The organism is Cupriavidus sp. D39 (assembly GCF_026627925.1).
Lineage (GTDB): Bacteria > Pseudomonadota > Gammaproteobacteria > Burkholderiales > Burkholderiaceae > Cupriavidus > Cupriavidus ulmosensis.
Map to the genome: position 1 here is coordinate 4,141,883 of NZ_JAPNLE010000009.1, position 22,341 is coordinate 4,164,223.

Sequence of the window (22,341 nt, forward strand, 5' to 3'; positions counted from 1 at the left end):
GGGCGGGCCATGCGTAGCCGCCGCATGACAGCGTGACAGCAAAACCCCTTTTCTCCCTCCTCTCCATCGTGACGGCGCTATGGCTCGCCCTGGCCAGCACGTCCGTGCCGGCGGCGGCCGCTGGCGCATCGGACGCCAGCGGCGCACGCGCGCCTGCCAAGGCGGGCAAGCGTGCGGCCTCCGCGCCGACGCCAACATCCCGGGCTGCCCAGCAAGCCGCTGCCTTGCCGCAAATCAACCACGACCAATACGCACTGCGGCCCGAACGCGACGTGCAGCCGCGCAGCAGCTTCGGTCTGCGGATGAAGCCCGGCTGGCAGCCGCAGGACGATTCCGCCGGTCCCGGGCGTTAGCAACCCGGGGTTGCCTCAACGCGCGCCCGCGGCGCGCAGCAAAGCACTGACGGACTGGTAGCCGCGGCGTTGCGCCATTGGAGAGCAGGATGGCTTCGAGCAACGCGGTACGGCCTTCGGCGTCGCGCGCTTCCAGCACATCCAGCAGGTCATCCGCACGCACGGCTTGCGCGGCTTCTGCAACCCTGAGGCCTGTCATGCCGCAAGGCAGAAATTTCCGCAGCGCAGTGCAGCACGGGCGGCCGCCATGCTGCCGGGCATACCGGCGGGAGTGCCTTTGCGGTACGCTCTATGGATTCCGCAGTCCGACCCGCAGTCCGACCCTTACACCGCAAGGAGCTCAGATGTCCACCAGCCAGTCCGGCTTTGCGTCCGCCCCGGCCGCAGCCCGCGCCACCGTCCATCACCTGCGCGCATCGCGCATCCGCGAGGTGGCCAATGCCGGCATCGGCCTGCCCGACGTGCTGCCCTTCTGGTTCGGTGAGTCCGACCAGGTCACGCCCGCCTTTATCCGCGACGCCGCCAGCCGCGCCTTGGCCGGCGGCGCCACCTTCTACACGCATAACCTTGGCATTGCCCCGCTGCGCAGCGCGCTGGCCGGCTATGTCAGCGCGCTGCATGGCGCAACCGCTCTGGACAACGTGGTGGTAACCAGTGCCGGCGTCAACGCGTTGATGCTGGCGGCGCAACTGGTGGCGGGTCCGGGCGACCGCGCGGTGGCCGTCACGCCGCTGTGGCCCAACCTGGTGGAGATCCCCAAGATCCTTGGCGCCGAGGTGGAGACCGTCTCGCTCGATTACGGTGCGCACGGCTGGACCCTGGACCTCGACAAGCTTCTGGCCGCGCTCACGCCGGACACGCGGCTGCTGATGATCAACTCGCCCAACAATCCCACCGGCTGGGTGATGTCCCGCGCGGACCAGCAAGCAGTGCTGGCGCATTGCCGCCGCCATGGCATCTGGATCATTGCCGACGAGGTCTATGAACGGCTGTACTACGGCGACGGCGGCGGCGAAGCCGCCGTCGCCCCGTCCTTCCTCGACATCGCCAGCCGCGACGAGCGCGTGATCTGCGTGAACTCCTTCTCCAAGGCCTGGCTGATGACCGGCTGGCGGCTGGGCTGGATGGTGTTGCCCGCGGCACTGACCGACGATCTCGGCAAGCTGATCGAGTACAACACGTCCTGCGCGCCTTCCTTCGTGCAGGAGGCCGGCATCGTGGCGGTGCGCGAGGGCGAGGCCTTTACGCGCGAACTGGTAGGGCGGCTGCGCGCCGCGCGCGATCACCTGGTGGGGGCGCTATCCGAGTTGCCGGGCGTGGATGTGCATGCGCCGGACGGGGCCATGTATGTGTTCTTCCGGCTGGCCGGTGCCGGCGACAGCCTCGCGCTTTGCAAGCGGCTGGTGCGCGAGGCGCGGATCGGGCTGGCGCCCGGGAGTGCATTTGGGGAGGAGGGGGAGGGGTTTGTCAGGTGGTGTTATGCGTGTGATTTGGGGAGGTTGGAGGAAGGGGTCAGGAGGTTGAGGGGAGGGTTGGGAGTTTGATGCTTTGTAGTCCCGCTTGACGCGGGGGGTGTCTCTTGTTGGGTGGGGTTTTATTGCTTCTAAATTTTAGCTGCTGGCGCGGCTGGGCGATTTTGATGGTTGATGGGCTGGACGTGTTTTGGCGCTTCTAGCTGCTGTCGCGGCTGTACGGTGTTGCCGTTTTAGAACGTGTGAGATGTCACTTTTCTTTACTCGTAAAGAAAAGTAACCAAAGAAAGCGATCCTTGCAGGAGGCTGGCGTGGCGTCATTGGGGACCCCAATGATTTCGTCGTACGGCCCCGGGTTCTAATGACCTCGTGCCGTTACCAGTTTAGATCATCACGACGCTGCCAATGCCCAGGGTTTCGTGGTGGCCCCCACCGGTAGCCACCACCACGAATTTCAAGCCGTCTGTCGCTCGCGGCGCGGGCGGCCACAAGTTGCAAGCGTCCCGTTTTCGTCGTGGGCGCGGTGGCACCGAAAAAATAATGCCGAGGAGATTACCACCGCGCCCACCCCACCACGAAACCATCACGGCGTGATATATCGTGGCGCTTCGCACCGGTACCGGCAGATGGGTGAATTGGCAGGGATGCTGCTACCGAGCAGCCTCACCACGAAACCAGCGTGCTCCGCTGGATCGTGGCCTTTCAAACCGGTAACGGCATGAGGCCATTAGAACCCAGGGCCTGACGACGAAACCACCGGGCTACGCAACCCCGACACGCCAGCCTCCTGCAAGGATCGCTTTCTCTTGGTTACTTCTCTTTACGAGTAAAGAGAAGTGACATCTCACACGTTCTAAATCGGCCAACCCCGTACAGCCGCGCCAGCAGCTAGAAGCATCAAAATCCCGCCCACAAACGAGACCCCCGCGTCAGCGGGGCTAGTGGCGTGAAAACCCCACCATCCCACATGTTCCAAAACGGCAACACCGTACAGCCGCGACAGCAGCTAGAAGCAATAAAACCCCACCCAACAAGAGACACCCCGCGTCAGCGGGCTGCTGCATCCACCTGCCACCATCCACCCCCCAGCGCCTGCAGCAACGCCGCGGAATCCGTAAATCGGCTGGCGGTCGCCTGCGACAGCGCGAGAGCAGCCTGCCGGTACTGCCGCTCGGCATCGAGCACCGCAAGCTGGCTGACGCCGCCGAGACGGTACTGGCCGGACACGATGGACAGCGTGGCGGCCGCCTGCTTCGCACTCTCGGCGCGCGCCTGTAAGGTGTTGGCGTCGGCTTCCAGCGCGCGCAGTGAATCGGCCACTTCGCGCAGGCCCTGCAGCACCACTTGCTGGTAGGCCGCGAGCGATTGCTCGTAGGCCGCCTCGGCCGCACGCTTGCGCGCCACCAGTTCGCCGCCGCGGAACACCGGCTGCACCAGCCCCGCGGCCAGCGACCATACGTTGAGGCTGTCAAACAGATTGCGCGCGGACAGCGCCTGCGTGCCGGCGCTGCCGGATAGCGTGAGCTGCGGATAGAGCTGCGCGGTGGCGACGCCGATATTGGCCGATGCCTGGTGCAGGAGCGCTTCGGCCGCGCGGATATCCGGGCGCCGCCGCGCCATGGCGGAGGGCAGGCTCACTGGAAGCGTGGTGGGCAGCGTGAGATCTTCCAGCCGGAATTCGGGCAGCTCGGCGCTGGCGGGCGCCTGTCCCAGGTACACGGCAAGCTGATGCCGCGTGGCCGCAAGCTGCTGAGCCAGGCCCGGCAGCAAGGCCTGGCTCTGCGCCAGTTCATTGCGCTGGCGCTGTGCATCCACCTGCGCCACGCCGCCGACGCGCAAGCGCTGCTCGGTGATGGCGAGCTGGCGCTGCTGCGCCGCCACGATGGCCTCGGTGTCGGCAATCTGCGCGCGCAAGCCGGCTTCGCGGACGGCGGCCGTGGCCACGTTGCCGGCCAGCGTCAGGCGTGCGGCCTCCAGCTCGAAGCGTTGGTAGTCCACCGCTGCGCGCAGGCCTTCCAGCTCGCGGCGCTGGCCGCCGAACAGGTCGAGCGTGTAGGAGACTCCCACGCTGGCGCCGTACAGCGTGAACGGCCCGGGGCTGGGGAAGGCGGTGATGCCGAGCGAGTTGAAATCGACCTGTTGGCGCGTGGTGTTCAGCTTGGCGTCCACGCGCGGGAGCAGGCGCGCGCCGGTGGTGGCTACCAGCTCCTGGCGCGCCTGTTCGATGCGGGCCTGTGCCTGCGCCAGCGTTGGGCTTGCATCCAGCGCCGCGCGGATGGTGCGGTCCAGCGCCGGGCTGCGGAACAGCGCCCACCATTGCGCAGGCACTTCGGCGCCGCTCTCCAGCGTTTGCGCCTGGCCGTGCGGCACGTCGGCGGCGCTGGTGCGGGTGGGCTGCGTGCCGGCGGTATAGGACGGCGCGGCGGGCGTGGCCGGCTCGGTGAAGTCCGGGCCCACTGCGCAGGACGAAAGCATGGCGGCCGCCAGTGCGGCGAGGACCGTGTGGGATGTGGGCTTGCCCGGTGGCGAGGCTTGCATAGCAGGCTCCTCAATCCAGCGTGCGGCGATAAAAGCGCACTGCGATGGTCATGACGATTACCGTGAACAGCGCCATCGGCCACACGTTCGGCCAAAGCTCAGCCCAGCTGTTGCCCTTGAGCAGGATGCCGCGGATCAGGCGGTTGAAGTAGGTCATCGGCAGCACGTTGCCGATCGCCTGCGCCCAGCGGGGCATGCCCTGGAACGGGAACATGAAGCCCGACAGCAGCAGGTTCGGCAGGAAGTAGAAGAACGTCAGCTGCACCGCCTGCAACTGGTTTTGCGCAAGTGACGACAGCGTGATGCCCACCGTCAGGTTGGCGGCGATAAACAGCAGCGCCGCCAGGTAGACCGCCACCACCGAGCCGACGAAGGGCACGCCGAAGACCCAGCGCGCGGCCAGCAGGATGATGGTGGACTGGATCAGGCCGATGAAGATGTGAGGGACGATCTTGCCGCTGATCACCTCCAGCGGCCTGACCGGCGTGGCAAGCAGGTTTTCCATGGTGCCGCGCTCACGTTCGCGCGTCATCGCCAGGCCCGTCATCATGACCATCGTCATGGTCAGGATCACGCCCATCAGCCCGGGAATGATGTTGTACTGCGTGAGCCCCTCCGGATTGTAGAGGCGCTGCACCTGCACGTCGAACGGCGGCTTGCCGCCCGCCAGGTGCGCCAGCGCGCCCTGCAGGTCCTTGTCCGCGACCGAGACTGGCAGCTGCGCCAGCGCGGCGATGGCCGAGCCGGTGGCGGACGGGTCGGTGGCATCGGCCTCGACCAGCAGCGCGGGGCGCTCGCCGCGCAGCAGCCGGCTGGTGAAGTCGGGCGGGATGGTGAGCACGAACTGCACCTCGCCCTTCGTCAGCGCTTCGCGCCCGGCGGCTTCGTCGGGCAGGGTGCCGACCACGTTGAAGTAGGTGGTCGCCTGCATGCCGGCCACGAAGGAGCGGGTGAACTCGCTCTGGTCCGCGGCGATGACCGCGGTGGTGAGGTGGCGCGGATCGGTGTTGATGGCGAAGCCGAACAGCATCAGCTGCACGATGGGCAGGCCAACGATCATGCCGAAGGTGACGCGGTCCCGGCGCAGCTGCAGGAACTCCTTGAGCACGATGCTCCACCAGCGCTGCAGGGAGAGCGGGAAACGCGCGCCGTTGGTGGCCTTGGCAGGTGCGCCTGCGTCGCGCGTCATGCCCGGGCCTCCTTGCCGTCCTGCTTCTGTCTTTGCTTGCCGGCGCGCATATTGTCCTCAGCGCCGCTCATCATGTGGATGAAGACGTCCTCCAGGCTGGTCTCGATCGGCTCGATCCGGTGCTGCGGGCCGGCGATGCGGCGCAACGTGGCTTCCAGTGCGGGCGCATCGTGCCCGGTGACGTGCAGCGCGCTGCCGAACACCACGGTCTGCTCCACGCCCGGTGCGCCCCTTAGCTGATCCGACAGCGCGAAGAGCTGCTCGCCCTGCACGCTCCAGGTGACGAGCTGCTGGCTGGCCACCACTTCGCTCGCGGTGCCCTGCGCCAGCAGCTTGCCGTAGGCGATATAGGCGAGCTTGTGGCAACGCTCGGCTTCATCCATGTAGTGCGTGCTGACCAGCACCGAGATGCCGCGCGCGGCGAGCTGGTGCAGTTGCTCCCAGAAATCGCGGCGCGCCTTCGGGTCGACCCCGGCGGTGGGCTCGTCGAGCAGCAGCAGCTCCGGCTCGTGCAGCAGGCAGGCGGCCAGCGCCAGGCGCTGCTTCCAGCCGCCCGAGAGCGCGCCGGCCAGTTGCTGCGCGCGGCTGGCGAGGCCCAGGTCCTCGAGCGCCCGGTCCACCACCTCGCGGCGCCTCGGCATGCCGTACACGCGCGCCACGAAATCCAGGTTCTCGCGGATGGACAGATCGTCCCAATAGGAGAACTTCTGCGTCATATAGCCCACGCGCCGCTTGATCTCGGCGGTCTCGCGCAGGATGTCGTAGCCCAGGCAGGTGCCGGTGCCGGAGTCCGGCGTGAGCAGTCCGCACATCATGCGGATGGAGGTGGTCTTGCCGCTGCCGTTGGGGCCGAGGAAGCCGAAGATCTCGCCGCGCGCGACTTGCATCGTCAGGTTGTTGACGACGTGCTTGTCGCCGTAGTGCTTGTTGATGTCATGCACGTCGATGACCGGGGCGCTGGCATCGCCAGGCACGCCGTCCTGGGGAGCAACGGTTGCGTTCATGGCCTTGCCACCTCGACCGGCTGGCCCGGGTGCAGCTTCGGCGCGTCGGCCGCCGCGGGCCGTGCCTCCACCAGGAACACCAGCTTGCGGCGCGTTTCATTGCTGTAGATCACCGGCGGCGTGTACTCGGCCTGGCTGGAGATGTAGGTGACCGTGGCGGCAATGGGCGCGGCGCAACCATCGCAGCGCACGCGCACGGACTCGCCGTTCTTGAACGCGCCGAGCACGGTTTCCGGCACGTAGAAACGCACCTTGACGTTGCCCGGCGGCAGCAGCCGCACCACCGGGCTGCCCGCGGGCACCCAGTCACCGAGGCGGAAGGGCGTGTCATAGACCAGGCCCGCCTGGGTCGCGCCCACGGTCTTGCGCGACAGCTTCCACTCGGCCTGCGCCAGCGCGGCGCGCGCGGCGGCCACCTGGGCTTGCTGGGCCGCTTGCTGCGCGGTGCGTCCCGGCAGCCGGGCCACGTCGATATCGCGCTGCAGCTCGCGCACGCGGGCGGCATCGGAGGCGGCGGTGGCGCGGCTGTCTTCCAGCTGCGCCAGCGCGATTCCGCCGATGGCGTACTGGGCTTCATCGCGCTGGCGTTGCGCGGCGCTGCGCGCGGCGGCGGCTTGGGCCTGTGCCAGCTGCGCGCGGCTCACATCGATTTCCGGCACGCGCTTGCCGGTTTGCAGGTCGGCCAGCTGGGACTCGGCCGCGCGCACTTGTTCTGCCGCTTGTTGCCGGGCGGCGCGCTCGTCGTCGGCCTCCAGCGCGAACAGCGGCGCACCACTTGCCACCTGCTGCCCGCGCTGGACGGAGATCTGGTCCAGCCGGCCAGCAAAGGGCGAGGCCACGCTGACGAACTCGCCCTCGACATAGCCTTGCCAGGAGGTGGGCGCCGGCTCGCCACAGGCGGATAGCAACGCCACGCCGATCAGGGCGGCCGACGGCCAACCTGTACCCGGGCTCGGGGCGGGGCGGGGTGAATCAGGCTGAGCGTGGCGAGGCATGGGGGCTCCGTGGCGGGCAGGCTGGATTCAGGCAGACGGCGGCGCGGCCGACCCGGGCTGCAGTACCGGCGGTACGCCCAGGCCGTGCGCCAGCAGCGCGCTCACGTGGCGCACCAGCGCCTCGCTGTCGATGGCGCCGGCGCCGGGCAGGCGGCGCCAGATATGGGTGGTGGCCAGCGGCAGCGGCGTCAGGCCGATCAGCGACACCATCAGCAGCGCCGGCTCCAGGCCGGCGTTGATCTCGCCGCGCGCGCGCGCCGCCGCCAGCGGGCCGAGCACAAGGCCGGCGCGCTGCAGCGCGATCTTCTGCAGCACGCGCTGGTGCAACTGCCCGTTGGCGCCGACGATCTCGCGGATCCACAGCCCGGGAAACCACGGCGTGGCGGCAGCGGTGCGGATCAGCCTCCCGGCAATGCCCACCAGCATGGCGGCCGGGTCCGCGCTGTCGGCGGCGGCCGGCGCGAATACCCGTTCGACCAGGGGCTGCAGGCGCTCGTCGACCACGGCATCGAGCAACTGGTCGCGGTCGCGGAAGTAGTAGTGCACCAGCGCGGGCGTGACGCCCGCGTGGCTGGCAATGGTCTTGATCGCTGTGGCGGCAACGCCACGCTGGGCGAATAGTTCGGTGGCGGCGTCGAGCAACTGCTCGCGCTGGCCAGCGCTACCCGCATCCCCGGCGGCGGGCCGGCCCGGGCGTCGGCTTGGGGGCGGGTGGTCGGCAGCAGGTGGCATGGCGGCTCCTGAATCTGCAAATAATATTAATTTATGAATTAATTAATTCAAGGCCGATTACAACGTAATGTTGTGGCCACCCGCCTTTGCATCATGTTGCATCGCAGCAATACAAGGTAGACATGTCATAAAGGCTTGGCTATGCTTCGTCCGCCCGTCAGCCGGGCTTGACCCCTATTGCGCCCGCTGCCGTTCCCCGGATTTTTCATGCTGCTTTGTCGCTTCCCAGCCGCCCCAGTGCGGCCACGCCTGTTTTTTGCCACTCGCCTTGCGGGTGTGGCCTTGTCGCTGGCCGGCCTTGCCGGTATGGCGGCCATGCCCGCCCTGGCGCAGGAACAGGCCGGGGCAAGCAGCGACGCACCGGTGCAGGCCGAGGCCCCTGAGGACTATGCCTTCCACGGCCAGACCACCTATATCTGGCAGCGCAAGCCGTCCTTCGGCTCGGCCTACTCCGGCGCCAACAGCCTGACGGCGGACCGCGCCAAGAGCTACTCGTTCAGCACCACGCTCGATCTTGGCTTGCGCCTGTGGCGCGGCGCGGAGTTTCACTTCAACCCGGAAGTGACCCAGGGCGTGCCGTTCTCCGAGCTGCACGGCCTGGGCGGGCCGACCAACGGCGAGCTGGCCAAGGTATCGAGCACCAACCCGGTGTTCTACCGGGCGCGCGCGTTTATCCGCCAGACCTGGGGACTGGGCGGCGGCAGCGAACAAGTGGACGCCGATTTCAACCAGCTGGCGGGCAGTGTCGACAAGCGCCGCGTGGTGCTGACCGCCGGCAACTTCGGCGTGCTCGACGTGTTCGACCAGAACGAGTACGGCTCCGACCCGCGCACCCAGTTCATGAACTGGTCGTTCATGGCGCACGGCTCCTTCGACTACCCGGCCGATGCGCGCGGCTACAACTGGGGCGTGGCGCTGGAATACATCGGCGACATGTGGTCGGTGCGGCTTGGCCGCTTCCTGCAGCCGCTGGAGTCCAACGGGCTGGAGCTCGATACGCGGATGTTCCAGCACTATGGCGACATCCTCGAATTCGAGAAGCGCTACAACCTGGCCGGCCGGCCTGGCGTGGCGCGCCTGATGCTCTGGCGCAACAAGGCGCGCATGGGCGCGTTCAGCGATGCGCTGCAGCTCGGCGCCGCCACCGGCACCACGCCGGACGTGGCCAATGTGCGCGAGGAGCACGCCAAGCTCGGCGCGGGCTTGGCGCTGATGCAGCGGGTCAACGATTCACTCGGTGTGTTCGCGCGCGCCAATATGTCGGACGACAAGACCGAGACCTACGCCTTTACGGAAATCGGCCGCCAGGTCGCCGCCGGTGGCGTGCTCAATGGCAATGCCTGGGGCCGCCCGCGCGATGTGGTGGGGTTGGCGATGTCGGTGAATATGCTGGGGTCGCGGCACCAGGCTTACCTGGCTGCCGGCGGGCAGGGCGCTTTTCTTGGCGATGGCGCGTTGCGGTATGGGCCTGAGCAGATCGTTGAGCTGTTCTATAGCTTCCAGCCGGTCAAGTACCTGAGCATCAGCCCGGACTTCCAGTACATCCGCAATCCCGGCTACAACCGCGATCGCGGGCCGGCGAAGTTCTATGGGGTGCGCTTCCATGCTGAGTTTTGAGCAGGCCAGGATCTTTGCGTAAATAAAAACCCCGGCGTGCGTGCCGGGGTTTTTATTTGCTTCACGCCTTCGCGTTGCTCACTGCCGCGCGTTGCGCCGGTTGTCCGGCCACGGCGTGTTGAAGTTGGTGCGGAACGGATTGATATCCAGCCCACCGCGCCGCGTGTAGCGCGCATAAACCGCCAGCTTCACCGGCTTGCACTGCCGCATCACGTCGGTGAAGATGCGCTCCACGCATTGCTCGTGGAACTCGTTATGGTTGCGGAACGAGATCAAATACTTGAGCAGCCCTTCCTGGTTGATCGGCGCACCCACGTAGCGGATCTGCACGCTGCCCCAGTCGGGCTGGCCGGTCACCAGGCAGTTGGACTTGAGCAGGTGCGAGACCAGCGTTTCTTCCACCGGCGATTCGTCCTGGGTGGCATGCAGCAAGTGCGGCGCGGGCTCGTAGATGTCGGTCTCGATGTCGAGCCGGTCCAGCTGCACGCCGTCCAGCTCGCCCATCTTCTGCGTGCCGAGATCGGCCTCGGTCACCAGCCGCACCTGCACCGTGCCGCCGGTGGCTTCGGACAGGTCGTGGTGCAACAGTTGCTGCAAGGCTTCGGGCGAGGCGATCTTGCTCTGGTTGAACGAATTCAGGTAGAGCTTGAACGACTTGGACTCGACGATGTTCGGCGTGTCGGCCGGAATGATGAAGCTGGCCAGCGCGACCTGCGGCTTGCCCTTCAAGTTAAGCCACGATAGCTCGTAGGCGTTCCAGATGTCCACGCCGAAAAACGGCAGGGCGCGGCCTTCCGCCAGCCCGATCTCGGTGCGCTTGGGCTGGCGCGGGATCGGGAACAGCAGCGTGGGGTCGTACTCGGTCTTGTAGGCCGAAGGCTTGCCTAGCGGCGAATGTTCGGGAAGGCTCATGGTTGCCTCGGATGATCAGGACAAGAACAGCTTGTACACGGGGTTCTCGGTCTCTTCCCAGTGTACATAGCCCAGCGTGGCGAGGAAGGCGCGGAAGGCGCGCTTCTCGTTCTTGGGCACCTGGATGCCAACCAGGATGTTGGAGGTGTCGCCACCCTGGTTGCGGTAGTGGAACAGGCTGATATTCCAGTTCGGGCTCATGCTCGACAGGAAGCGCATCAGCGCGCCCGGACGCTCCGGGAACTCGAAGCGGTACAGCAGCTCATCATGCGCCAGCGCCGAATGGCCGCCGACCATGTAGCGGATATGCTGCTTGGCCAGCTCATCGTTGGACAGGTCCAGCGTATCGAAGCCGTGCCGGCGGAAACCGGCGGCGATCTTCTCGTTATCCGCGCGGCTCGCGATCTGCACGCCCACGAAGATGTGCGCCATGCTGTTGTCGGCGATGCGGTAGTTGAACTCGGTCACGTTGCGCGTGCCGAGCTGCTCGCAGAAGCGCTTGAAGCTGCCGCGTTCCTCGGGGATGCTGACCGCGAAGATCGCTTCGCGCGCCTCGCCCACCTCGGCGCGCTCGGCGACAAAGCGCAGGCGGTCGAAGTTCATGTTGGCGCCGCAGGCAATGGCTACCAGGTGCTGGCCCTTGAGCTTCTCGCGCTCGGCGTAGAGCTTCAGGCCGGCCACGGCCATGGCGCCTGCCGGCTCCAGGATGCTGCGGGTGTCCTGGAACACGTCCTTGACGCCGGCGCAGATGGCGTCGGTGTCCACCAGGATGATCTCGTCGACCAGCTCGCGCGTGATGCGAAAGGTTTCCTTGCCGACCAGCTTCACGGCGGTGCCGTCCGAGAACAGGCCCACTTCCTTGAGTTCCACGCGCTTGCCCGCGTCCACCGAGCGCTTCATCGCGTCGGAGTCCACGGTCTGCACGCCAATCACCTTGATCTCCGGGCGCACGGCCTTGATATAGGACGCAATGCCGGAGATCAGGCCGCCACCGCCGATCGCCACGAACACCGCGTGCAGCGGTCCCGGGTGCTGGCGCAGGATTTCCATGGCGATGGTGCCCTGGCCGGCGATGACTTCGGGATCGTCGAAGGGGTGGATGAAGGTCAGCTTGTGCTTTTTCTCCAGCTCCGCGGCGTGGTTGTAGGCGTCGCTGTACGAGTCGCCGTGCAGCACGATTTCCACCCACTCGCCGCCGCGCTCTCGCACCGCGTCGATCTTCACCTGCGGGGTGGTGACCGGCATCGCGATCAGCGCCTTGCACTTGAGCCGCGCAGCCGATAGCGCCACGCCCTGCGCATGATTGCCGGCCGAGGCGGCGATCACGCCACGCTTGAGCTCCTCCGGCGACAGCGAGGCCATCTTGTTGTACGCGCCGCGCAGCTTGAACGAGAACACCGGCTGGGTGTCCTCGCGCTTGAACCACACCTTGTTGCCGGTGCGCGCGGAGAGCAGGTTTGCGTAGGTGAGATCGGTCTCCTGGGCCACGTCGTACACCTTGGCGGTCAGGATCTTTCTCAGGTAATCGGGTTTGCGGGTCATCGTGGACAGCCGGGGCGGGGATTGGCGGAAACCGCTAATGATAAAGGATGGCGGGGTGCGTCGATGACTGCACCCCTGCGCAAGCGGCTGCGAAGGGCAGGCAAGTGCACCTTCAGGCGCTGGCGCGCGCTGCGCACCGCCGCGGCGCAGGCACCGTCGTGGCGCGCCGAAGGGGCGCTTGCGCACCTTGTAGGACGAAGCCCGGTGGACGCTGCCGGAACACTCGTGATACGGTGTAGCGCAATGCCTCCCCTACCTCTTATCGAACCGAACACCGCGCTGTTCCTGGATTTCGACGGTACGCTGGCCGACCTTGCGCCGCGTCCTGACCTCGTGCAGGTCGAACCGGAACTGGTGGGGACGCTGCGCGCCCTGCATTTGTATCTGGGTGGCGCGGTAGCCCTGGTTTCCGGCCGGCCGATCGCCGAGCTGGATCATTTCCTGCAACCGCTGCAACTGCCGTGCGCCGGCGTGCACGGCGCGGAGCTGCGCGACGCGGGCGGCCACCGGCTGCGCCAGCCCGACCCGGGCGTGCCCTTGCTGCTCCCGCCGCTCGAATTGCTGGTCGGCGCGCATCCGGGCTTGCAGCTCGAGCGCAAGTCGGTCGCGGTTGCGGTGCACTACCGCGCCGTTCCCCATCTTGAAGGCATGGTGCGCAACTTCGCGGCCGAGCTGGCGAGCGGCGTGCCCGGCATCGAGGTCCTGCACGGCAAGATGGTGGTGGAGCTCAAGCCGGCGGGCATCGACAAGGGCGGCGCCATCGATACCTTTATGCGCGGCCCGCCATTTGCGCGGCGCACGCCGCTGTTTGCCGGCGACGATATTACCGACGAGGCTGGCTTTGCCGTGGTGCGGCGCCTCGGCGGCGTCGGCGTGCTGGTTGGCGAGCGGCCCAGCGCCGCCACCGTCAGCGTGCCCGGCCCGGCCGCGCTGCGCTGCTGGCTGCATCGCTCCGCCAAGGCGCTCGAAGTCATGGCCGCCACGCAGGGCGCGCAGATTTCCGGAGCTACATCCACAACGACGTCTTGAGGGGGATTCGCTGTGAGCAACCCATCCACCGAGGGTATTCCGGCGCGTGCCGGAGGTGCCGGCCGCTACGCCGACCCTTCGCTATCGCTGGGCATGATCGGCAACTGCGCGATCTCCGCGCTGGTCGACGGGCGCGGCCGCATTGTGTGGTGCTGCCTGCCGCGCTTTGACGGCGACCCGGTCTTCAATGCCTTGCTCGATCCGGGCGAGAACGCTGGCCACTTTGCCATCGAGATCGAGGACTTCCAGGAAGCGCACCAATGGTACGAGCCCAATACGGCCGTGCTGCGGACCCGACTGACCGACCAGCATGGCAACTCCCTTGAGATCACCGATTTCGCGCCGCGTTTTTTCCGCCTCGGGCGTTACTTCCGCCCCACCTCGCTGATCCGCCGCATCCGGCCGATACAGGGCGCGCCGCGGGTGCGCGTGACGGTGGCGCCGCGTTTCGACTGGGGGCGCATCAAGCCCGAGATCACGCGCGGCAGCAGCCACGTGCGCTATATCGGCGACGGCACCACGCTGCGCATGACCACCGACGCGCCGCTCACCTATGTGCTGTCGCGCACGCCTTTCCTGCTCACGCGCGACCTCAACTTCATCCTCGGGCCCGACGAAACCCTGCAGGGTGGCGTGGAGGAAACCGCGCGCGACTTCGAGCAGGAGACCACCGCTTACTGGAAGATGTGGAGCCGCCGCCTCGCGGTCCCGCGCGAGTGGCAGGATGCGGTGATCCGCGCCGCCATCACGCTCAAGCTCTCGCTCTATGAAGAGACGGGCGCCATCGTCGCGGCCATGACCACCAGCATTCCCGAGGCGCCCGGCAGCGGGCGCAACTGGGATTACCGCTTCTGCTGGCTGCGCGACGCGTTTTTCGTGATCCGCGCGCTCAACAGCTTGGCCGAGGTCGGCACCATGGAGGACTACCTGCGCTGGTTGTCCAACGTGGTGATGCAATCCAAGAACGGCCATATCCAGCCGTTGTACGGCATCGGGCTTGAGCTCGAATTGCCGGAGAGCGTGCTCGATCACTTGTCGGGCTACCGCGGCATGGGCCCGGTGCGCGTGGGCAACCAGGCGCAGGAGCACTTCCAGCATGATGTCTACGGCAACGTGGTGCTGGGCGCGGCCCAGGCTTTCCACGACCATCGCCTGTTGCACCGGGGCGGGGCGGCCGAGTACCACGTGCTGGAAACCGTGGGCGAGCAGGCGGTACGCGTGTTCGGCACGCCCGATGCGGGCATGTGGGAGCTGCGTACCCGCGCCCGGGTGCATACCTCGTCCGCGCTGATGAGCTGGGCCGCCTGCGACCGCCTCGCCAAGATCGGCGATGCGCTGCGCCTGCCCGATCGCGCGGCCTACTGGCGCCAGCATGCCGACGTCATGAAGGAGCGCATCGTGCGCGAGTCCTGGAGCGAGGAGCGCCAGGCGTTCGCCGAGAGCTTTGGTGGGCGCGAGCTCGATGCCAGCGTGCTGCTGATGGCCGAAGTCGGCTTTATCGCGCCGCGCGACGAGCGCTTCATGTCCACGCTCAAGGCGATGGAAGCCTCGTTGTGCGACGGGCCGTACATGCGCCGCTACGAGGCGCCAGACGATTTCGGCAAGCCCGAGACGGCATTCAATATCTGCACCTTCTGGCGCATCGACGCGCTGGCCCGCGTCGGGCGCGCCCAGGAAGCGCGCGAGATCTTCGAGGCCATGCTGGCGGCGCGCAACCCGCTCGGGCTGCTGTCCGAGGATACGCACCCCGTGACCGGCGAGATGTGGGGCAATTTTCCGCAGACCTACTCGATGGTGGGCCTGATCAACGGCGCCGTGCGCCTGTCCGCGCCGTGGGATTCCGTGATTTGAAGGCGCGCGAGGCAAGGCTAGCGCAAAGGAATGTATGGGCAGACTAGTAGCGGTATCCAACCGCGTCGCCGATCCGCGCAACGTCGCCGCGGGCGGCCTCGCCGTGGCACTGGGCGAAGCGCTCAAGGCTACCGGCGGCATGTGGTTTGGCTGGAGCGGCAAGATCGTGGAAGCCGCGCAGGGCGGCACGCCGGGCGAGGGGAGCTGCATATCCAGCAAGCCGGCAATGTCACGCTGGCCACGGTCGACCTGTGCCGCGAGGACCACGACGCGTACTACCAGGGCTACAGCAACGGCGTGCTGTGGCCGGTGTTCCACTATCGCATCGACCTGGCGGATTTCGACTCCGGCTATCTCAACATCTATCGCCGCGTCAACCAGCTCTTTGCGCGCAAGCTCGCGCCGCTGCTGCGCCCGGATGATGTGATCTGGATCCACGACTACCACCTGATCCCGCTTGCTTCGGAATTGCGCGCCATGGGCTGTGGCCAGCGCATGGGTTTTTCCTGCATATCCCGCTGCCCCCGCCGCTGATCCTTGCCGCCATCCCGCAGCACGAATGGCTGATGCGGGCGCTGTTCGCCTATGACCTGGTCGGCTTCCAGAGCCAGCTCGACCTCGAGCATTTTTCGCGCTACGTGCAAAGCGAAGCGCAGGCCGAGCCCATGGGCGAGTATCGCTTCCGCGCCTTCCACCGCACCGTGCGCGCGCAAGCGTTCCCGATCGGCATCGACGTCGACGAATTTGCCGCGCTGGGCCAGTGCGAGGAATCGCGCGAGACGTACGAGATGATGCGCGGCCAGTATTCGACCCGCCGTCTGCTGCTTGGCATCGACCGGCTCGACTACTCCAAGGGGCTGCCGCAGCGGCTCAAGGCGGTCAGGACGCTGATGGCGCAGTATCCCGAGAACCGCCGCAGCGCCACGCTGATCCAGATTGCCGCGCCATCGCGCGAAACGGTGGATGCCTATGCGGATCTGCGGCGCGAGCTGGAAGGGTTGTCCGGGGCGATCAATGGCGAGTATGGCGAGCTGGACTGGATGCCGGTCCGCTACATCCATCGCACCACGGCGCGGCGCCGCTTGCCCGGGCTGTGCCGGGCGTGCCGCGTGGCGCTGGTTACGCCGCTCCGCGATGGGATGAACCTGGTTGCCAAGGAGTTTGTGGCTGCCCAGGATCCGGATGATCCTGGGGTCTTGGTGCTATCGCGGTTTGCTGGCGCTGCTGAGCAGTTGCGGGAGGCGCTGTTGGTGAATCCTTACGATATCAATGCTACTGCGCAGGCGATTCAGCAGGCTTTGCATATGCCTTTGGCTGAGCGGCAGTCTCGGCATCAGAAGCTGTTGGAGCGGATCCGGGCGCAGGATGTGCATTGGTGGAGGCGGGAGTATTTGAGGACTTTGGCGGAGACGGATGGGGGTAGGGGGAGGGGGGTTAGCTGCAACTGCAACTGCAACTGCAACTGCTTAACGTCAAAGTCAACTGCAGTTTCACCACCCCTGCGGGGCGGCGACCTACTTTTTTGTCTTGCCAAAAAAGTAGGCAAAAAAGGCGCGCCATACGGCCTAGGTAAACCTTTACGGCTCGCTTCGCATCGCGCATGGGTGATTCCCGCCTGACGGGCGGGAATCACGGCTAACCCACGGCTAACCCACGGCTAACCCACGGCTAGCCCAGATCTCCGGGGGTATCCACGTCCCTGAACGCGCCCTCGTCTTCCGTCAGAATCCGCATCACGGGCTGCGTCTTCAGCAACTCCCGGGCGCCTTCATCGCCATCGAGCTTCAGCAGCGCGTCTCGCCAGGCGGAGCCGAATCCAACCGGGTGCCCGCGGCGTCCGTCCCGCCACGGCGCGGCAATTGCGTCACGCGTCGTGATCGTCAACGCTACCGCTTGCACCAGTTCCGCCGGCAGCCAAGGCATGTCGGCGAGTGCCACCACCCAGCCGCTTGCGTCTGGCGTGGCGGCCACAGCCGCTGCCAGCGCGGCGCCCATGCCGGCCTGCGCAGCAGGGGTTTCAAGGACTTTGCAGCCTGCCGCTCGCAATTCGGCGGCCAGCGCGGGATTGCCCGGACGGATGACGGCGAGCGTGCCGGGCAGCACCGAGACCAGCGTCCTGGCGCTGCGGCCGGCTACGGTGCGGCCGTCGGGCAGTGTGGCCAGCAGCTTGTTGCGCTGGCCGGCGGGATCGAAGCGGCGGCCGTAGCCTGCTGCCAGCAGGATGCCGGTGGGGGGCTCGGCGCCGTTGGTGGCGCCGTTGATGGCGCCGTTGATGGGACCCGTCAGCGGGCTGGTCACGGGGAGGTGCTGCAGCTGCTGCCTTCGTTGGCGGCCAGCTCGCGCGCGGCCTTGGCGCCTTCTACCTGCAGGATGTCGGGCAGCGAGACGTGGTTCTTGGCGGCGATGACTTCGGCCAGGATCGAGATGGCGATCTCGGGTGGGGTGCGGCTGCCGATATAGATGCCGACCGGGCCATGCAGCCGCGCGAGCTGCAGGTCGTTGAGATCGAATTCCTTGAGCCGCTCGCGGCGCGCCTGGTTGTTGCGGCGCGAGCCGAGCGCGCCGACATAGAAGGCGCGCGTGCGCAGGGCTTCCATCAGCGCCAGGTCGTCGAGCTTGGGGTCGTGGGTGACGGCGATCACCGCGCAGCGCTCGTCGAGCTTCATGTCGGTCACGGTGTCGTCCGGCATGGTGCGCACCATGTTGACGCCGGGGATGTCCCAGGTCTCGGTGTATTCCTCTCGCGGGTCGCACACGGTGACCTGGAAGCCCAGGCCAACAGCGATCTGCGACAGGTACTTCGATAGCTGCCCCGCGCCGATCACCAGCATGCGATAGCGTGGCCCGTGGATGGTGAGCAGGGTGGCGCCGTCGAAGGCGAGGCCGTCGGTGGCCTCGGCCGGGCCGAGGGTGGCGCGGCCGCTCGCCATGTCGAGCGTGCGGGCTACCAGCTTGCCGTTTTCCACGGCGGCCAGCAGTTCGTCCAGGCGGCTGTCGGCGCTGAGCGGCTCGGTCACCAGTTCGATGGTGCCGCCGCAGGGCAGGCCGAAGCGGTGTGCCTCCTCGGCGCTGATGCCGTACTTGACGGCCTCGGGGCGCGCGCCGGCAATGCCTTCGCGCCGTACCCGGTCGATGATGTCATCCTCGATGCAGCCGCCCGAGACCGAGCCGACCACCAGGCCGTCGTCGCGCACGGCCAGCATGGCGCCTTCCGGCCGGGGCGAGGAGCCCCAGGTTCTGACTACCGTCACCAATAGCGTGCGATGGCCTTCTGCCAGCCACCGCACACTGCTCTTCAGGACTTCGAGATCCACGCTGTCCATGATCGTTTCCGCTTTGTTTCACCGTTTTGTTCATCGGGCGCGCTGCCTTCGCCGGCCGCCGCTCCGTCCTTGGCGACATTGTCATCGGTGCCTGGCTCGTCACCCTGCGCGCCGGACCCGCTCACCGCCGCCGTGAAGCGGTCGAAGAACGTATCGGCCATCTTGCGCGCGGCGGCGTCGACCAGGCGCGAGCCGATCTGCGCGATCTTGCCGCCAACCTGGGCGTTGACCGTATAGGTCAGCACCGTCGCGTCGCCTTCGGGCGCCAGGGTGACAGCCGCGGTGCCCTTGCCGAAACCGGCGACCCCGCCTTGTCCGTCGAACTGGATGGTGTAGCTGTCGGGCGCCTGGATGTCCTGCAAGGCCATGCGTCCCTTGAAGCGCGCCTTGACCGGGCCTACCGCGGCAGTCAGCGCCACCAGGTAGGCGTTGTCGCCGTCAGGCTCGATGCTCTCACATCCTGGGATGCATTGCTTGAGCAGCTCCGTGTCGTTCAGGGCTTCCCAGGCGGTTTGCTGCGCTATCGGCAGTTGCCGCGTCTGTGTCATTTCCATGGTGGGGCAGTCTCCTTGGGGTTCTTGATGTCCCTACGCGCCGAGGTGCCTTTTCGGGGATGCGGGCGATGGGAAGACGGGCATGGCCAGCGGCTCGCGCGCGGCCAGCAGGGATTCGAGCGCGAACAGGCTGTCCAGGTTATGGGCCGAGCGCAGGGCGTCCACGTGCGGCAGGATGGCTTGCACGCCACGCGCCTGCGGCACGAAGCCGGCATAGCGCAGCAGCGGGTTGAGCCAGACGATGCGATGGGCGAAGCGGCGCAAGCGAGCCATTTCGCTGCCCAGCAGGTCGATGTCTTCATGGTCGAGCCCATCGGTGACCAGCAGCACGGTGGCGCGACCGGACAGCGTGCGGCGCGCCCATTGGCGGTTGAACGTGGCCAGCGCGGTGCCGATGCGGGTGCCGCCGGCCCAGTCGCGCACCTGCCCGGTGATGGCGCCAACGGCTTCGTCCGGGTCGCGCTCGCGCAGCCAGCGGGTGATGTTGGTCAGCCGGGTGCCGAACAGGAACACGGACAGCCGCTCGCGCGATTGCATCAACGCATGGCAGAAGTACAGCACCGCGCGCGAGTACTGGCTCATCGAGCCGGAGATGTCGAGCAGCAGCACCAGGGGCGGGCGGCGCTCGGCGCGGCGGCGGTATTTCCAGCGCAGCCATTCGCCTTGCTGGCGCACCGCCAGCCGGGCGCTGGCGCGCAGGTCGGCATACGGCCCGCTGGCGGCGGCGCGCAGGCGGCGCGTGCGCTCCGTGGCCAGGCGCGCGTGGCGGGCGCGGATCATGTGCTGCAGCGCCCGCCATTCTTCCGCGCCGAGGGTTTCAAAGTCGCGTTGCGCCAGGCGCTCCTGCGCGGAGAAGGTGAGCGGCGCGGTGAAGCGCTCGATGTGGTCCTCGCCACGTCGGCCGGACCCGGGAGGGCGTTGGGCGGCGAGCGCGTCGGCCAGCCGGTTGTTGCGCGGCGGCGGCGGCGCGCCGGAGTCCACGCGCGGCAGCAGCAGGGCGCGCAGCTTGCCCTCCCAGTCCGGGTCGCGCCAGAACAGGTCGAAGGCGGCGTCGAACAACATGCGCTGGTCGGGCCCGTTGACCATCAGGGCTGCCATGGCCGCGCGTACCTCGTCGCGCCTGCCGATGTCCACGTATTGCAGCGCCAGCAGCGTATCCACAGCATGTGCGGGCGACAGCGCGAAGCCGGCATCGCGCAGCAGCCGCACGAAGTGCGTGACGTTGCGCGCCAGCATGGGCAGCGTGCCGGCGGGTGGCGCGGCGGCCAGCGGGGCGTCCGGATGGAGCCGGGGCATGGCTCAGGCTCCCGGCGCCCGGCTGGCGAGCAGCTCGGCCACGGTGGGGCCATCTACCCGGGCCAGGTCGTCCTGGTACTTGAGCAGCACACCCAGCGTGTCGCGCACCGATTGCGGATCCAGCTCGCTGACGCCCAGCGCGGCCAGCGCGCGGCACCAGTCGATGGCCTCGGCGATGCCGGGGGACTTGAACAGGTCAATGCCGCGCAGCCGGTGGATAAAGTCGATGGCCTGGTGCTGCAGCGCGGCGGCGGCCTCGGGCGCGCGCGCGGCCACGATCTGCAGTTCGCGCTCGCGTTGCGGATAGCCCATCCACTGGTACAGGCAGCGGCGCTTGAGCGCGTCATGCACCTCGCGGGTCCGGTTGGAGGTGACGATGATGAGCGGTGGTTGTTCGGCCCGGATCACGCCGATCTCGGGGATCGATACCTGGAACTCGGACAGCACCTCCAGCAGGAAGGCTTCGAAGGGCTCGTCGGCGCGGTCGATCTCGTCGATCAGCAGCACGCGTGGAATGCCGGGCGCGGCAGGGTCCGGCAGCAGGGATTCCAGCAGCGGGCGCTTGAGCAGGAAATCGTCGTGGTACAGCGATTGCGTGTCGGGGCGCTCGCCGCGCGCCTCCGCCAGGCGCAGCGCCATGATCTGGCGCGGGTAGTCCCATTCGTACAGCGCGCTGGAGGCATCGAGCCCCTCGTAGCATTGCAGGCGCAGCAAGCGCGTGCCGAGCGCGTCGGCCATGGCCCGCGCCAGCGCGGTCTTGCCCACGCCGGGCTCGCCTTCGAGGAAGAGCGGCCGCTGCATGCGCAGCGCCAGGTAGAGCACGGTGGCGGTTTCGCGATCGGCGAAATACTGCTGCGCCTCCAGCAGGGCGGCGGTCTGGTCGATGGACTGGGGGAGCATGAAGGATGGCCGGATGGTGCTATGTGCGGATAGGGTGGGCGCAGGTAAAAAAACCATTGGCTTCGCTGATTGCGGCTCCTGGCCAAACCGCCCCTCTCCCCAACCCTCTCCCCATGAGGGGAGAAGGAGCGACAGCCGTCGTCATTCCAGACAGCGTTGGCGCATCCTGTGGGCTGCGGCCAATGCCGGGGGATGAGGGGGCGGGCTTGGACTGGATGGCTTGGCGCTAGCCCTTCAACGCCTGCTCCACCGCGCGTGCCGCCAGCACCGGGATCAGGTGCGCGCGGTACTCGGCCGAGGCATGCAGGTCGGTGTTCAGCTTGCTTGCATCGACCACCACCGCGCGCGCTGCCGCCGGCGTGAAGCTGGCCGCCAGCGCCTGCTCCAGCGGTGCGCTGCGGAACACGCTGTCGGCCGCGCCGGTGACCGCCACCCGCACGACCTTGCCGAACTGCGCCACCATCACGCCCACCAGCGCGAAGCGCGATGCCGGGTTGCGAAACTTGATGTAGGCGGCCTTGTCCGGCGTGGGAAAGCGCACGGCGGTGATCAGCTCATCGGGTTCCAGCGCGGTTTCGTAGAGACTCTTGAAGAAGCTATCGGCGGCGATATTGCGGCGGTCGGTGACCACGGTGGCGTTGAGCGCGAGCACCGCCGCCGGGTAGCAGGCGGCCGGATCGTCGTTGGCGAGCGAGCCGCCCAGCGTGCCCATCGCGCGTACCTGCCGGTCGCCGATGCCGTCGGCCAGCGCGGCCAGCGCGGGGATGCGCTTGCGCACGTCGGCGTTGGCCGCCACGTCGGCATGGCGTGCCGCCCCGCCGATCACCAGCTCGTCGTTCTCGACACGGATATCCTCCATGCCGGGAATGCGGGATACGTCGATCAGCGCGGACGGCGCGGCGAGGCGCAGCTTCATCGCGGCCAGCAGGCTCTGTCCGCCGCCGAGGAACTTGGCGTCGCTGTCCGCCTTGAGCTTGGCCACCGCCGACTTGGCATCGGCGGCGCGTTCGAAATGGAATGCGTACATGGTGTGC

The 22,341-nt window shown here is 67.5% G+C and carries 18 protein-coding genes and 1 pseudogene; 6 read left to right on the top strand and 13 right to left on the bottom strand.

The window, feature by feature from the left end:
- Window positions 1–32: 32 nt before the first annotated feature.
- Window positions 33–353 (top strand): hypothetical protein, encoded by a 321-nt coding sequence (locus OMK73_RS31370; protein ID WP_267605454.1) that lies wholly within the window; start codon window positions 33–35, stop codon window positions 351–353.
- Window positions 354–697: 344 nt separating this feature from the next.
- Window positions 698–1,897, top strand: a complete 1,200-nt coding sequence (locus OMK73_RS31375; RefSeq protein WP_267605455.1) for a pyridoxal phosphate-dependent aminotransferase — start codon at window positions 698–700, stop codon at window positions 1,895–1,897.
- Between the two features lie 975 nt (window positions 1,898–2,872).
- Here the strand turns inward: OMK73_RS31375 and OMK73_RS31380 are convergent.
- The 5 genes from OMK73_RS31380 to OMK73_RS31400 are packed head-to-tail and all read right to left on the bottom strand — an operon-like array spanning window position 2,873 to window position 8,283.
- Window positions 2,873–4,363, bottom strand: coding sequence for an efflux transporter outer membrane subunit (locus OMK73_RS31380; RefSeq protein WP_267605456.1), 1,491 nt, complete (start codon window positions 4,361–4,363; stop codon window positions 2,873–2,875).
- Between the two features lie 10 nt (window positions 4,364–4,373).
- Complete coding sequence (locus OMK73_RS31385; RefSeq protein ID WP_267605457.1) at window positions 4,374–5,552, bottom strand: ABC transporter permease; 1,179 nt, start codon at window positions 5,550–5,552, stop codon at window positions 4,374–4,376.
- Window positions 5,549–6,556, bottom strand: a complete 1,008-nt coding sequence (locus tag OMK73_RS31390) for an ABC transporter ATP-binding protein (RefSeq protein WP_267605458.1) — start codon at window positions 6,554–6,556, stop codon at window positions 5,549–5,551. Before OMK73_RS31390 ends, OMK73_RS31385 begins: the two co-directional genes overlap by 4 nt.
- Window positions 6,553–7,551: an HlyD family secretion protein gene (locus OMK73_RS31395; RefSeq protein ID WP_267605459.1), complete on the bottom strand. Its 999-nt coding sequence runs from the start codon at window positions 7,549–7,551 to the stop codon at window positions 6,553–6,555. The genes OMK73_RS31390 and OMK73_RS31395 overlap by 4 nt, the downstream gene beginning before the upstream one ends.
- A 27-nt stretch (window positions 7,552–7,578) precedes the next feature.
- The gene (locus tag OMK73_RS31400; RefSeq protein WP_267605460.1) at window positions 7,579–8,283 is read right to left on the bottom strand and encodes a TetR/AcrR family transcriptional regulator; all 705 of its coding nucleotides are present in this window, start codon (window positions 8,281–8,283) and stop codon (window positions 7,579–7,581) included.
- Between the two features lie 207 nt (window positions 8,284–8,490).
- Between OMK73_RS31400 and OMK73_RS31405 the strand changes: the two genes are divergently transcribed.
- Window positions 8,491–9,900, top strand: a complete 1,410-nt coding sequence (locus OMK73_RS31405; protein ID WP_420715615.1) for a carbohydrate porin — start codon at window positions 8,491–8,493, stop codon at window positions 9,898–9,900.
- Between the two features lie 78 nt (window positions 9,901–9,978).
- Here OMK73_RS31405 and queF read toward each other — a convergent pair whose 3' ends face one another.
- Together queF and ilvA are read right to left on the bottom strand one after the other, a co-directional pair.
- On the bottom strand, window positions 9,979–10,812 hold the full coding sequence (gene queF, locus OMK73_RS31410) for an NADPH-dependent 7-cyano-7-deazaguanine reductase QueF (RefSeq protein WP_267605461.1): 834 nt from the start codon (window positions 10,810–10,812) through the stop codon (window positions 9,979–9,981).
- A gap of 15 nt (window positions 10,813–10,827) precedes the next feature.
- Window positions 10,828–12,354: a threonine ammonia-lyase, biosynthetic gene (gene ilvA, locus OMK73_RS31415; protein ID WP_267605462.1), complete on the bottom strand. Its 1,527-nt coding sequence runs from the start codon at window positions 12,352–12,354 to the stop codon at window positions 10,828–10,830.
- Window positions 12,355–12,597: 243 nt separating this feature from the next.
- Here ilvA and otsB point away from each other — a divergent pair, with 243 nt between their 5' ends.
- The 3 genes and pseudogenes from otsB to OMK73_RS31430 all read left to right on the top strand — a co-directional run.
- Window positions 12,598–13,383 (top strand): trehalose-phosphatase, encoded by a 786-nt coding sequence (gene otsB / locus OMK73_RS31420; RefSeq protein WP_267605463.1) that lies wholly within the window; start codon window positions 12,598–12,600, stop codon window positions 13,381–13,383.
- Between the two features lie 36 nt (window positions 13,384–13,419).
- On the top strand, window positions 13,420–15,234 hold the full coding sequence (locus OMK73_RS31425; RefSeq protein ID WP_267606582.1) for a glycoside hydrolase family 15 protein: 1,815 nt from the start codon (window positions 13,420–13,422) through the stop codon (window positions 15,232–15,234).
- A gap of 34 nt (window positions 15,235–15,268) precedes the next feature.
- A pseudogene (locus OMK73_RS31430) lies at window positions 15,269–16,652 on the top strand (alpha,alpha-trehalose-phosphate synthase (UDP-forming)); the annotation flags it as partial.
- A gap of 250 nt (window positions 16,653–16,902) precedes the next feature.
- Here the strand turns inward: OMK73_RS31430 and OMK73_RS31435 are convergent.
- The 6 genes from OMK73_RS31435 to OMK73_RS31460 all read right to left on the bottom strand — a co-directional run bounded on the left by OMK73_RS31435 (window position 16,903) and on the right by OMK73_RS31460 (window position 22,334).
- On the bottom strand, window positions 16,903–17,496 hold the full coding sequence (locus OMK73_RS31435) for a nucleotidyltransferase family protein (protein ID WP_420715685.1): 594 nt from the start codon (window positions 17,494–17,496) through the stop codon (window positions 16,903–16,905).
- Window positions 17,497–17,528: 32 nt separating this feature from the next.
- Window positions 17,529–18,557: an XdhC family protein gene (locus OMK73_RS31440; RefSeq protein WP_267605465.1), complete on the bottom strand. Its 1,029-nt coding sequence runs from the start codon at window positions 18,555–18,557 to the stop codon at window positions 17,529–17,531.
- The gene (locus OMK73_RS31445) at window positions 18,530–19,111 is read right to left on the bottom strand and encodes a CoxG family protein (RefSeq protein ID WP_267605466.1); all 582 of its coding nucleotides are present in this window, start codon (window positions 19,109–19,111) and stop codon (window positions 18,530–18,532) included. Before OMK73_RS31445 ends, OMK73_RS31440 begins: the two co-directional genes overlap by 28 nt.
- A gap of 33 nt (window positions 19,112–19,144) precedes the next feature.
- A complete protein-coding gene (locus OMK73_RS31450) occupies window positions 19,145–20,407 on the bottom strand; it encodes a vWA domain-containing protein (RefSeq protein WP_267605467.1) in 1,263 nt (420 codons plus the stop codon).
- Window positions 20,408–20,410: 3 nt separating this feature from the next.
- Complete coding sequence (locus OMK73_RS31455) at window positions 20,411–21,307, bottom strand: AAA family ATPase (RefSeq protein WP_267605468.1); 897 nt, start codon at window positions 21,305–21,307, stop codon at window positions 20,411–20,413.
- Between the two features lie 226 nt (window positions 21,308–21,533).
- Entirely contained in the window at window positions 21,534–22,334 is an 801-nt protein-coding gene (locus tag OMK73_RS31460; protein WP_267605469.1) for an FAD binding domain-containing protein, read from the bottom strand.
- Between the last annotated feature and the right edge of the window lie 7 nt (window positions 22,335–22,341).